We start from the raw sequence: 12406 nt of genomic DNA, 5'->3' as shown, positions 1-12406 counted from the left end.
CTACTCGAGCAAAAAGCTGTGCTACCACAAATGGCAAAATATGAAAACATGCCTCTTAAGTAAGTAACCCTAGTTTTAATTTTCTTTTAATAGGAACATTAGCATATTTAGGTACAATAAACTATTCACTTGGAAAATCAAGATACCACGCTCGACCAAGCAGCCCACGTCTGCTCAAATTGCCAAAATACCATAGATGATACTGCTACCTATTGTTCGCATTGTAGTTATCCGCAAAACGGAACAGAGGAAGAAAAGGCTAAATTTCAGAGGCGCATCGATGCCAAAAAGAGGCTTTTGAATGTAGTTGAAAAAGAGGTGAAGAAATCGAAAAACACACTGATAGCGCTAGGAGTGCTCAATATTTTGGCCGGTCTAATACTCGGTTATTTTGCTGATGATATGGCAACTCTCATTGCTTCTTCGGTTTTGACCATAGTTTACTTTGGTTTGGCCATTTGGAGCGATAAAGAACCTTTTGGTGCCAGCCTCACGGGTTTGATCGTTTACGGTACAATTATACTCCTTCAGGCTGTGTTGGAAGGTGCAATTTTTAGAGGGATCGTCTGGAAGATACTCATCATTAGTCTTCTCATTCGTGGGTTAAAGTCGGGGCTTGAAGTGAAGAAGGTGAAGGCCGAATTAAAAGAGTTGGGCATTTCATGACAGACGGAGCTCCGATAGGTCCTTTGCTTACATGCCAGCATTGTGGGGCAGAGCATTTTAACGATTTTCGTTTTTGTGGCCACTGTGGTCAGAAAAAAGAAATAGAAGACAGTCAAAGAAGCCCATTAGAATCCAAAGAGCTTCGAATCATTATCTGGTATGTTTCCAGCTTGCTGCTAATACTCGTGGTCTATCAGACTACTTCTATTCTCGACCAATGGCAGGAGGATTTTGAGTTTGTAGAAATTCTCCTTATTGCACAAACATTATTGTTTGCATACCTGAGTGGAAAGAAAGCATTGAAGCTAGTGTTTAAACCCATTGACCCCGGGGTGATTGGACTGGTTCTTATCTGTGCTGTCCCCGCTGCGGTATTGGTTCACTATTTTGCCGATTTTATTAACTTCAATTTGCTGGGTATTGAGTGGGATTTCCCTCAATATACCATTTATGGATTTGCTTATGCCTTTTTATTTGTGGCTGTTGTGCCTGCTATTTTTGAGGAAATGGCTTTTAGGGGCTTCTTCTTTACCCATATGAAGGCTATGGCAGGTACTCAGGCAGCACTGGTGGTAACCAGCATAGTTTTTGGAATTTCCCACCTTTCCATCATAAGTCTTCTGTGGTTGATACCTTTGGGCTATGTATTTGGATGGTTAAGACAAAGGTATGGCACAATAGTATATGGTATGTTGGCTCACTTTACTTATAACCTCACCATAGTTGTGCTCGAATACATGCAATACAATCTGGAGTCTTTTTAGTCCATCCACTTGATGGAGCGTCTTACTTCACCCGTCCCGGGTTTTCGCTAATAAAGCTCTTCCAGCTGGCCGAACGGGTTTGGGCCTGACCATTCTGGAAATGATGACAAACTGCCACGGCAAGTGCATCGGTGGCATCGAGCATTTTGGGTAGCTCCTTTATGTTTAGTAAGGTCTGCAGCATAGCTGCTACTTGCTCTTTAGAGGCATTGCCATTGCCAGTGACCGATTGTTTAACCTTTTTTGGGGCATATTCAGTAATGGGTATTTCCCGCGCCAGAGCAGCCGACATGGCTACACCCTGCGCCCGTCCGAGCTTGAGCATAGATTGCACGTTCTTGCCGTAAAAAGGGGCTTCCAGTGCCACTTCATCGGGGTGAAACTCTTCGATAATAGAGGTGACTCTCTCAAAAATCTTCTTTAGCTTGAGTTCGTGGCCAACGTATTTCTTCAGGTGGATGACGCCAAATTGGAGTAACGAAAGCTTTTTACCTTCTACCTTTAATACGCCATAACCCATCACGCTTGTGCCCGGATCTATTCCTAAAACAATTTTCTCCTGAACGGCCTTGTCTTTCACAAGGGCAATATACGGAATCGGTTTTTTCCGAAGGTTTTTAATTTGTGGCAGATTAGCAATCTTGCAGCATGCTGGCCATAGGGCTTATTCTTACCACCTACATTTTACTCGTTTTACTTGCTGTGAAAAACTGGAGCAAGGTAGATGCGAAATATAGTGGAGGTTCAAAGCCTCCGGCAACAAGTCTTATTGTTCCCTTCAGGAATGAAGTGGCCAACCTGCCCCATTTGGTCAAGTGTTTGGAGCAGCAGAGTCATCCCGATTTCGAGGTCATTTTTGTAAACGATCACTCCATCGATGCAGGAGCAGAGTGGCTCAATAATTACTGTGCTGCTGAAAACAGTGTGTTTCGCTTGATTCACCTCCATGAACAAACCGGTAAGAAGGCAGCTATTGAGAAGGGCGTTGAGGCGGCTAAAAATGAGATTGTGGTGACTACCGATGCAGACTGCTCAATGTCTTCTAATTGGTTAAAGACCGTGGCAGCTCCATTTGGGCTAGGGCAGGTGCAAATGGTTTTGGGTCCTGTAATGCTAACCGGTGAGTGCTTATGGCAAAAAATGCAGTCCATAGAGTTCAGCGCCCTGATTGGTGCCACTAAAGTGATGACCGATTACGGGAAACCATCCATGGCCAATGGTGCCAATTTGGCTTACAGGAAGGCTGCTTTCATTGAAGTTGGAGGCTTTGATAATATAAATACCACTCCCTCGGGCGATGATGAGCTGTTGCTACAAAAGGTACAGATGAAGCATCCCAAAGGCGTAGTGTTTTGTGCTTTGCCGGAGGTGCTGGTTACTACCGCTGCTGCTCCCAATTGGCAGGTTTTTCGGGAACAACGTTTACGTTGGGCTAGTAAGTGGAAAGAGAACAAACGAAAAAACACCATAGTGGCGGCTCTGGGTATTGTTCTGGTTCAGTGTGCTACACTTAGTATTCCTATTTTGCCGGTGCTAACCAACTCCACCAGTAGTTGGTTGTGGGGAGTGCTTCTGGCCAAGCTTCTGGCAGAATTTCTGTTTATACGAAAAGTACGTAAAGCATACGCCTTCAAAACTCCATTCCCTTATTTTCTCCTTTGCTTTATTGTATATCCCTTCTATGCCATTTATTTTGGACTTGCCGCTAACTTTAGGAAATTTGAGTGGAAGGGAAGAACTTATTCACCCTGAACTATGACAATGACCGATGCTGAATTTGATGTGATGGATGAGCTTTATTTTGTTCAGCCATATACATATTTGCTGGAAGAACTCACTCTTAAAGAGGAGGAATTAAAAGCTACTTTGCGAAGCCTACTCGAAAAAGGCTATATCAAGTGTTTTTTTAATATGAACGATGAGGTTTTCGAAGATCAGCTGAACTTTGAAAAAGAATATAAAACCTACTATTACCTGGCCACAAAAACGGGTCTTTTGGCTCACAATGGTCGCTAATTTATGAAGCAAGACTCTTTACAAACCAAGTTTTACCAGAAAGAACTGGAGGTTAATGCCCTGTTGGAAATTACGCAGGCCGTAAACAACAACCTGCCCGAAGAAGATCTATACAAAATTTATGAGTTTACCCTGCGGGCCAACCTTCAAATGGAAAAACTTTGTCTGTTTGTAATGGAAGAAGATTGGGAGTGTAAAGTGCAGTTTGGAACCACCAAAGATTTCACTAAAATCACCATGGGAGAGGCTTGCCTTCAGGTGAGAAAACCCACATTTATTGAAAGTGTGTCTTTAGAACAGCCTTGTTTCGATGAGTTTGAAATCATTATCCCCGTTCTGCACAAAGACAGGCTGTTGGCTTTTGTGTTTATAAAGTCTAAAGGAGAAGGAGTTAATGTAGATACCACCTTTATTCAGGCGTTGAGTAATATTATGCTTGTGGCCATTGAGAATAAGCGGTTGGCCAGAAAGCAACTGGAACAGCAGGCCTTTCAGCGCGATATGGAAATTGCCAAAAATGTGCAGAATTATCTCTTTCCTAAAGACCTTCCGGCCACCGATAAAATTCACATTGAGGCATACTATCAGCCTTGTAGAACAGTTGGGGGCGATTATTACGACTACATTACCCTCGAACATGAAAATCAGTTTGTGGTATGTATAGCCGATGTTTCCGGTAAGGGTATTCCTGCGGCCATACTCATGAGTAATTTTCAGGCAGTGCTACGTACCATTTCGCGCACAGCCGAAAATCCCATAGATGTGGTAAAAGAGTTAAACTATCAGCTCTGTGTAAATGCCAATAGAGAAAACTTCATTACTTTCTTTTTGGCGGTTTACGATTATGAAAAGAAAAACCTCCGTTACATAAATGCAGGGCACAATCCGCCACTGCTCATGAACGGGCAGCCCAAAATAGAGCGTCTCACCACAGGAACAACGGTTTTAGGAGCCTTTGAGCCACTGCCTTTTATAGATATGGGCTGCGTTGAAAACTTGGAACACTTCTCGCTGTTTCTTTTTACCGATGGTGTCACTGAAACTTTTAATGAAAATGAAGAGGAGTTTGGCAATGAAAGGCTGGAATCGTTTCTCATAGAAAACTACGACACTCCGCTGGAAGAACTGCACAAGAAGCTTTTAACCGAGCTCAATACGTTCAATGCCGGCAAGACCTTTTCAGACGATCTTACCTTTCTATCTTGTAAGGTGAACAATGCTTCCGTTTAGAACACCCTTTCTTGCGCCCTATGCCTTCCCCAACTTATTGTGGAGGGTAAACACGTTGGAAAAACACATATATCTAACCTTTGACGATGGTCCCATTCCCGGCCTTACGGAGTGGGTTTTGGAACAGTTAAAAACTCATGAGGCCAACGCTACCTTTTTTTGTGTGGGAGAAAATATTGCCAGGCATAGCAGTATCTTCCGGCAAATTATAAGTGAGGGTCACACGGTGGGCAATCATACCCAACACCATCTGAACGGTAAGAACACCCCCAAAGGTGCCTATTTGGCCGATGTACAGGCCTGTGATGCAACCATGCAGCAACTGCAAGTATCATCTAAATGGTTTAGGCCACCCTACGGCAGACTCACGCGGGCTCAGCGCAAACCTTTGCTTAAAGAAAAAAAAGTGGTGATGTGGGATGTGCTTACACAAGACTATGATCAATCCCTCAGTGCCGAAACAATTCTTACGAAGTCAATTCAGGCTACACGAAAGGGATCTGTTGTGGTTTTTCATGACAACCTGAAGGCAGAGAAAAACCTCAAAAAGGTGCTGCCCAAGTACATCGATTACTTTAAGCAGGCCGGATATCAATTCAAAGCGCTATGACGATGCTCATAGTTGCGATTACATTGGTATATCTGGTGCTCATACTTACTGAGTTGGTACTGACTTTACTTTTTAGTACTCGATTTAAGAATGTCTCTCAGCAGCCCAACGAGTGGCCTCATGTGTCGGTGCTCATATGTGCCAGAAATGAAGAGCTGAACCTCGATCGTTGTTTGGAGTCTCTTATTCGCCAAGACTATCCCCGTGAGCAAATGCAACTCCTGATAGGGAATGATAATTCCGAAGATGGCACAGCAGAGAAAATAGCCGGTTATACAAGTAGTTATTCTTTTATTAAAGAGATCGAAATTACTCATGAAAAAGATGGGCTTATAGCCAAGGCCAATGTGCTCAATCAGCTCATTGATGCTACCGATGATGAGTATATTGTAATTCTTGATGCAGATATGAAAGCCCGACCGGGGTGGCTAAGGAGCATGGTTTCGGCCTTGGGACACAGTCCATTAGTAAGCGGTTATACCCGTATAGATCCGCATAGCTTCCGTGCACAAATTCAGGCTTTCGATTGGCAGATAGTGTTACACAGCATGAAGGCTATGGCCGATACTTTTCGACCTATATCCATACTTGGCAATAACATGGGCTTTAGACGATCGGCCTACGATCAGGTTGGAGGATTCAGAGCACTTGGCCCAACCGATGTGGAAGATTTAGGGTTGTTGCAGCGCTTTCAGAAAGCAGGGCTTTCTACTCTGCAACTCATCGATGGACAGGGGAGTGCCTACACACTGCCCCAGGCCACATGGACAGAGATAATTGTGCAGCGGTGCCGGTGGATGAACGGAGTCTTTACTCATCATTGGCTGCTGGCCATACCGGCTTTTTTTGCCCGCTTATGGCTTCCTGTGGCTTTGTTAATGTTCTTCTTCCATCCAGAGGTGGCACTCTTTATAGTTCTTTATGCCTATGGAGCCTCGCTGGTCAAGTATATACAAGTGAGCCATCGTTCGGCAGGAGCGTTTAAACTATTGCTTGGTGAACCTTTTTTTATAAGTCTTTTAGATACTTTTGCGTTGCTGAGAATTCTCATTTTCGGTAAAGTAAGTTGGAAAGGAAGAAAGTTCTGAAATGATAGAAACCCACGCCCATATATACGCAGAGCAGTTTAAAGAAGATATTAGTGAGGTGTTAGAAAGGGCACAAGAAGTTGGTGTTCAAAAAATTATAATGCCCAATATAGACCACACCTCTATAGATGCCATGTTGGAATTGGAGCATCGCAACCCAAGCCTTTGTATAGCCACAATGGGATTACACCCCTGTTCGGTGAATAAGCATTTTGAGAAAGAACTCTATGTGGTAGAAGAATGGATCAATAAGCGACCCTTTGTAGCGATTGGAGAAATTGGAACCGATCTTTACTGGGATAAGACGTTTAAAGATCAGCAAATAGAGGCGTTCAAAATACAGGCCGATTGGGCTAAAAAACTTAAAAAACCCATTATAATCCATTGCCGCGAATATCTCGATTTGACCATCGATCTGGTGGAATCAATGAAAGACCAAGAATTTACTGGTGTGTTTCATTGTTTCAACGGCACGGTTGAACAAGCACAACGCATTGTAGATATGGGTTTTTACCTTGGGTTGGGAGGGGTTTCAACCTTTAAAAATGCAGGCATGGATAAAGTAGTGCCGGAGCTGGATGCCCAAAGAATTGTTTTAGAAACCGATAGTCCATATTTGGCTCCGGTACCTTATAGGGGCAAGCGCAACGAGCCGTCATACCTCAATGTAATTGCCCAAAAACTGGCCGATTACCGTCAAGTGTCCCTAACCGACCTGATAGAACAAACTACAGTCAACGCCCGAAAACTTTTCCAACTCCATGATTAAAGTAAAAAACATAGAGCACTTTGAGTTTACTCAAAAGCCTAAGGCACACATACTCCTTATATATACCGGAGGCACCTTGGGAATGGACTTGAACGAAGAAGGAGCCCTGGTACCTTGTGGTTTTGAGCAGATACTGAATAGAGTACCTGTAATTAAGGAATTGCAGGTTAATATATCGGTAGTGAGTTTTAGCGAACCAATCGACTCATCCAATGTGCAGGTAGAACATTGGCAACTTTTGGCCGGACTGGTTTATGAACACTACGACCACTTCGATGGCTTTCTGATTTTGCATGGCACAGACACCATGGCCTATACTGCTTCGGCTCTGAGCTTTATGCTCGAAGGCGTTAACAAGCCCGTGATATTCACAGGAGCCCAGTTGCCCATTGCTTCTCCGCGTTCCGATGCTACTGAAAATTTGGTGACCTCTTTGGAAATAGCAGCCGATAAAAAAGATGGCAAGCCAATCATTACCGAAGTGTGTATCTTTTTTAATCATGTGCTTTTGCGCGGTAATCGGTCTAAAAAAGTAGAAAGTCAGCATTTCGATGCGTTCGAGTCCGAAAACTATCCCATTCTGGCGGAGGCAGGTATTTCCATCGATTATCAGTGGTCTTACCTTAAACCTTATGCAAAAGACTTTATACAATACCAATCGGCAATGGATACCCACATAGCCGTACTCAAATTGTTTCCCGGACTCAACGAATCTACCGTTGCACACACCGTTTTAGCCGAATCTGTAAAAGGTATCATTTTAGAAAGTTATGGCTCCGGTAATGTGCCGCAAGAACCGTGGTTTCTGGACTTGCTCAGAGAGAGTGTAAAGCAAGGCAAAATTATTCTCAACGTATCGCAGTGTAATGGTGGCCGGGTGATGCACGGTAAGTATGAGACTAGCAGTGAGTTAGATAAGATAGGTGTAGTGAGCGGTCATGATCTTACCTTTGAAGCGGCCACTACCAAAATGATGTACGTGTTGGCAAAATACCCGAATACCAGAGATGCAAAAAAATGCCTAAGAACTCCAATTAGGGGCGAAATGAACTGATTTTTTGTGCCTTACAAAAACAGAATAGCGCTTGCATCATGAGATAATTATTGATTTATTTGTTGCCCTGCGAGAAGCGCAAAGATTAGGGAGAGGTGTCCGAGTGGTTGAAGGAGCACGCCTGGAAAGTGTGTATACCCCTAAAGGGTATCGAGGGTTCGAATCCCTCTCTCTCCGCAACTCAAAGTGTTAAGTGTTGGATTAGGGGCCTCGCACGACTATAGTTGAGTATCCTACTTTCTATCAACTAAAACTTTAAGTATAAATTTCTTTTAATCATAATAATTAATAATTTAGAAACCGTTTTAACCTTTATTAATCAAAACTAGACTATGAAAAAGTTATTCTCTTTACTGATGATCCTGGGTGTCTTTGCCTTCGGATTTAACGCAGTTGCACAAGACGATACGACAGGTACCGACTCTACTGCAGTTGAGGACACTTACCCAGAATCTCCAGATTATTCTGCTGAGACTGAAACGGAAGAAGCTCAGTCCTTCGATCAGATCATCAAAGAAAAATTTATTGAAGGTGACCCAGCGTTCATGGTTTACCCTCTAATCTGTTTGATCCTGGGATTGGCTATCGCCATCGAAAGAATTATCAGCTTGAACCTTTCTACAACGAATACAGCAAAACTTCTGAGCAAAGTGGAAGACGCTTTGGAATCAGGCGGAGTTGAAGCTGCTAAAGAGGTAACTAAAAATACCAGAGGTCCTGTGGCTTCTATCTTTACCCAAGGTTTGATGAGAATGTCTGAAGGCATCGAAATGGTTGAAAAATCAGTGATTGCCTACGGTTCTGTAGAAATGGGGCGTTTGGAAAGAGGACTTGTATGGATTTCCCTATTCATCTCACTAGCCCCAATGTTGGGTTTCATGGGTACTGTAATTGGTATGATCGATGCCTTCGATGCTATTCAAGCAGCTGGAGATATCTCTCCTTCTTTGGTTGCCGGTGGTATTAAAGTGGCTCTTTTAACAACAGTTGCTGGTTTGATCGTTGCGATTATCCTTCAGTTGTTCTACAACTACTGTATATCTAAAATCGATTCAATCGTAAACTCTATGGAAGATGCTTCAATCTCATTGGTAGACCTATTGGTGAAGCACAACCTTTCAAAATAATTTCCATCTTAAAAGACATTAAATATGGATCAGGAACAGTGGATTGATATAGGGCTATATGCGGCTTACATCCTTATTGGAGTAGCTATTGTAGCAGCTATAGTAATGAACCTGATCAATGCCTTTGGAAACCCTAAGTCATTGATCAAAGGTGGAATTGGAGCTTTAGTTTTAGTAGCTATTTTCTTCATCGGCTACAGCATGGCTCCGGCCGAGTTTGGTGCTTCTACAGCAAGTGTTATGGAGGCAGCCAAAATGGATCCAACCAGTGAAAGCGCTGTAACAACCTACAAACTTGTGGGTGGTGCTATGACCACAACCTTAGTTTTAGTAACTATAGCTGTTGTGGGCTTGATTTACTCATCAATTGCAAGAATAGTAAGATAATTTTATGGCTAGAAGTAAAAACAAAGGAAGTCAGGAAGTGAATGCAGGCTCAATGGCCGACATTGCGTTCCTTCTTTTGATCTTCTTCCTTGTAACTACGCAAATTGCCACAAACAAAGGTCTTACCCTATTGCTTCCTCCGAAAAACGAAGACGATGAGCCAATCGAGATCAAGCAAAACCAAAAGAACGTTTTCAAAATTCAGGTAAACTCTGCCGACCGTTTGTTGGTAGAAGATGAGCCTTTGGAAGACGTTGCGCTGATCGAAGATATGGTTTATGATTTCGTATTAAACTTCGGTAACCCAAGCAATACCAAAAAGGGTAACGACAAAATGAGTGATGTAGATGTTTACAATACCTTGCCGGCTTCTATGAAATCGTACATTTCTAGAAATTTGGGAAGCAAAGAATCATCAGATGGACCGACTTCGGCCATCGTATCGCTCAAGGCAGACCGTGGTAGTAGCTACGAGATATTTATTGAGATATTGGATGCCCTTAATGCTGCTTACAATAGAATTTATGGTGAGCGAGTAGGGCTGACAGCGGAAGAATTCAGAAAGCTGAATCGAAACAACCCAAAAGAGCAAGAACTGTATGACAGAGCGCGATTGGGGATTCCTAAGGCTATTTCGATAGCAGAACCAACAACACAAGGAGGGTAATATGTCAAAGTTTAAGAAAAAGAGTACATCGAGTCAGGATATACCTACCGCAGCTTTGCCGGATATTATTTTCATGCTCCTGTTTTTCTTCATGGTAACAACTGTGTTGAGAGAAACAGAAATTAAAGTAGAGCAGAGAATTCCACGTGCAGAGCAGTTGGTAAAGCTCGAGAAGAAAAAACTGGTGACTTACCTTTATGTTGGTAAGCCTAAGGATAAGTCTTTAGGAACTGAGCCGCTTATTCAGGCCAATGATGCCTTTATTGGCATTGAAAACATTGTGCAGTGGATCAACGAGGAGAAATCTAAGTTGGCAGAGAATGAGCGTGACCAGATTACCGTTTCAATGAAAGTTGACAATGAAACCAAAATGGGGATCATTGTAGATATTCAAACGGAGCTGAGAGAGGCTAATGCTCGTAAGATCATGTACGCCACTCCGCAGAAGACTGAAGACAATTAAGCGAATAACTACCGAATCATATAAAAAGAGACTGCTCATGCAGTCTCTTTTTGTTTATGGTATTCATTGCCTTTTATAGAAGAGTCTTTCTTCCTTATCTTACCAAGCGGTTTCTAAACCGAATTTCAAACCTTAGCCATGGCCACCGGAATTGAACTGAACGATAAGAGAACAACCAATGGATGGTGTTTGTATGACTGGGCCAATTCGGTCTACTCACTTACCATAACCACAGCAGTTTTTCCTATTTACTATGAGGCCGTAACCACACAGCCCGATGGCACCGCAATGGTCGATTTCTATGGCTGGAGTTTGCCCAATACGGTACTTTATTCATATGCTCTGAGTGTTTCTTTTTTACTCACAGCTATGCTTATCCCGTTGCTTTCGGGTATTGCCGATTACTCCGGTCGGAAAAAGAGTTTTCTGAGGTTTTTTGCCTACTTCGGAGCATTGTGTTGCGCGGGTATGTACTTCTTTACCGGTCAAAATGTAGAGTTTGGTATTCTCATGGCCGTATTGGCCAGTGTAGGTTACTCCGCCAGTTTAGTATTTTACGATGCTTTTTTACCCGAGATTGCTACTCCCAATCGATTCGATGAATTAAGTGCCAAAGGCTACTCCATGGGTTATGTAGGTAGCGTTATTCTTCTAATTCTTAACCTTGCTATAATCGAATCGCCTGCTACCTTCGGAATCCCGGAAGGCGACCTCCCGGCTCGGCTTTCCTTCCTGTCGGTAGGCCTTTGGTGGATGGGTTTTGCTACCTATTCTCTCAACCGCCTTCCCGCCAACCCTTACCACAAGCGGCCTGAGGGGCACTGGTTGCTCAATGGCTATAAAGAACTTCGGCTGGTTTATAGCCGGATTAGAAAATTGAGTCAAATGAAGCAGTTTGTTTTGGGCTTTTTCTTTTACAATGCAGGAGTACAGGCAGTTATGTATCTGGCCTCTTTGTTCGGAGCAAAAGAGCTGAATATGGAAACACGCGACCTAATTATGACCGTTCTCATCATTCAGTTGGTGGCCATAGGAGGCGCTTATGCCTTCGCCTATCTTTCAAAAAGAAAAGGCAATATATACTCGCTGTCAGTGATGATAGTCATATGGATTGCCGTATGCATACTCGCCTTCTTTGTGAGTACCAACTATCAGTTTTTTGGCTTGGCTTTTCTTGTTGGTGTTATTATGGGAGGCATTCAGGCGCTGTCCAGAGCTACCTTTTCTAAACTCATTCCTGAAGATACCACAGATCACGCTTCCTTCTTTAGTTTTTACGATGTCACCTTCAATGTATCCATAGTATTTGGCACCATTGCCTATGGCACAGTAGAGTGGTTTACAGGTTCTATGCGATATAGTGCGCTGGTACTCAGTGTGTTCTTTGTTATAGGTCTTCTGCTTATTAGAAGAGTAAGAAGTAACTGGGCTTAATTTTATCCATTTTAATTGTTCAAGGTTAGGAACCTCGTTTTCGCAAACGTTTGCAACGCGGAAATGTCTCAGATCATTTACAAAGCGGTTTTTTTATCCTTATTCTTGGTTAAGAAACTTCTTTAATCAAC

The 12406-nt window shown here is 42.9% G+C and carries 15 protein-coding genes and 1 tRNA gene; 15 read left to right on the top strand and 1 reads right to left on the bottom strand.

Annotated features, from left to right (window positions below; genetic code table 11):
- Positions 1–129 precede the first annotated feature (129 nt).
- Together B3O12_RS18700 and B3O12_RS18695 are read left to right on the top strand one after the other, a co-directional pair.
- Complete coding sequence (locus tag B3O12_RS18700) at positions 130–666, top strand: hypothetical protein (RefSeq protein WP_286757393.1); 537 nt, start codon at positions 130–132, stop codon at positions 664–666.
- Complete coding sequence (locus B3O12_RS18695) at positions 663–1430, top strand: type II CAAX prenyl endopeptidase Rce1 family protein (RefSeq protein WP_286757392.1); 768 nt, start codon at positions 663–665, stop codon at positions 1428–1430. Before B3O12_RS18700 ends, B3O12_RS18695 begins: the two co-directional genes overlap by 4 nt.
- Before the next feature lie 22 nt (positions 1431–1452).
- Here the strand turns inward: B3O12_RS18695 and ruvC are convergent, their stop codons facing one another.
- Positions 1453–2010: a crossover junction endodeoxyribonuclease RuvC gene (ruvC, locus tag B3O12_RS18690; protein ID WP_370299173.1), complete on the bottom strand. Its 558-nt coding sequence runs from the start codon at positions 2008–2010 to the stop codon at positions 1453–1455.
- Between the two features lie 68 nt (positions 2011–2078).
- Here ruvC and B3O12_RS18685 point away from each other — a divergent pair, with 68 nt between their 5' ends.
- The 13 genes from B3O12_RS18685 (at position 2079) to B3O12_RS18625 (ending at position 12275) form a co-directional block, all read left to right on the top strand.
- Positions 2079–3182, top strand: coding sequence for a glycosyltransferase (locus B3O12_RS18685; RefSeq protein WP_286757390.1), 1104 nt, complete (start codon positions 2079–2081; stop codon positions 3180–3182).
- 3 nt (positions 3183–3185) lie between these two features.
- Complete coding sequence (locus B3O12_RS18680) at positions 3186–3446, top strand: hypothetical protein (RefSeq protein ID WP_349675969.1); 261 nt, start codon at positions 3186–3188, stop codon at positions 3444–3446.
- Positions 3447–3449: 3 nt separating this feature from the next.
- The gene (locus B3O12_RS18675) at positions 3450–4676 is read left to right on the top strand and encodes a GAF domain-containing SpoIIE family protein phosphatase (protein ID WP_286757389.1); all 1227 of its coding nucleotides are present in this window, start codon (positions 3450–3452) and stop codon (positions 4674–4676) included.
- On the top strand, positions 4663–5286 hold the full coding sequence (locus B3O12_RS18670; protein WP_189630447.1) for a polysaccharide deacetylase family protein: 624 nt from the start codon (positions 4663–4665) through the stop codon (positions 5284–5286). The genes B3O12_RS18675 and B3O12_RS18670 overlap by 14 nt, the downstream gene beginning before the upstream one ends.
- 2 nt (positions 5287–5288) lie before the next feature.
- On the top strand, positions 5289–6374 hold the full coding sequence (locus B3O12_RS18665) for a glycosyltransferase (RefSeq protein ID WP_286747068.1): 1086 nt from the start codon (positions 5289–5291) through the stop codon (positions 6372–6374).
- Position 6375: 1 nt separating this feature from the next.
- A complete protein-coding gene (locus tag B3O12_RS18660) occupies positions 6376–7143 on the top strand; it encodes a TatD family hydrolase (protein ID WP_286757388.1) in 768 nt (255 codons plus the stop codon).
- On the top strand, positions 7136–8197 hold the full coding sequence (locus B3O12_RS18655; RefSeq protein WP_286757386.1) for an asparaginase: 1062 nt from the start codon (positions 7136–7138) through the stop codon (positions 8195–8197). The genes B3O12_RS18660 and B3O12_RS18655 overlap by 8 nt, the downstream gene beginning before the upstream one ends.
- An 89-nt stretch (positions 8198–8286) precedes the next feature.
- Positions 8287–8374: transfer RNA gene (locus tag B3O12_RS18650), tRNA-Ser, on the top strand.
- 155 nt (positions 8375–8529) lie between these two features.
- Positions 8530–9324: a MotA/TolQ/ExbB proton channel family protein gene (locus B3O12_RS18645; protein WP_189630451.1), complete on the top strand. Its 795-nt coding sequence runs from the start codon at positions 8530–8532 to the stop codon at positions 9322–9324.
- Positions 9325–9348: 24 nt separating this feature from the next.
- Positions 9349–9711 (top strand): hypothetical protein, encoded by a 363-nt coding sequence (locus B3O12_RS18640; protein WP_189630452.1) that lies wholly within the window; start codon positions 9349–9351, stop codon positions 9709–9711.
- A 4-nt stretch (positions 9712–9715) separates the two neighbouring features.
- Positions 9716–10378 (top strand): ExbD/TolR family protein, encoded by a 663-nt coding sequence (locus B3O12_RS18635; RefSeq protein ID WP_189630453.1) that lies wholly within the window; start codon positions 9716–9718, stop codon positions 10376–10378.
- A 1-nt stretch (position 10379) separates the two neighbouring features.
- Positions 10380–10841, top strand: a complete 462-nt coding sequence (locus tag B3O12_RS18630) for an ExbD/TolR family protein (RefSeq protein WP_189630454.1) — start codon at positions 10380–10382, stop codon at positions 10839–10841.
- A gap of 138 nt (positions 10842–10979) precedes the next feature.
- Positions 10980–12275 carry an MFS transporter gene (locus B3O12_RS18625; protein ID WP_286757385.1) on the top strand — a complete coding sequence of 432 codons (1296 nt, stop codon included), beginning with the start codon at positions 10980–10982 and terminating at the stop codon, positions 12273–12275.
- Positions 12276–12406: the final 131 nt, after the last annotated feature.

This window comes from Roseivirga sp. UBA838, from assembly GCF_002296035.1.
Lineage (GTDB): Bacteria > Bacteroidota > Bacteroidia > Cytophagales > Cyclobacteriaceae > Roseivirga > Roseivirga thermotolerans.
This window is presented reverse-complemented; position numbering and strand designations above follow the sequence as displayed.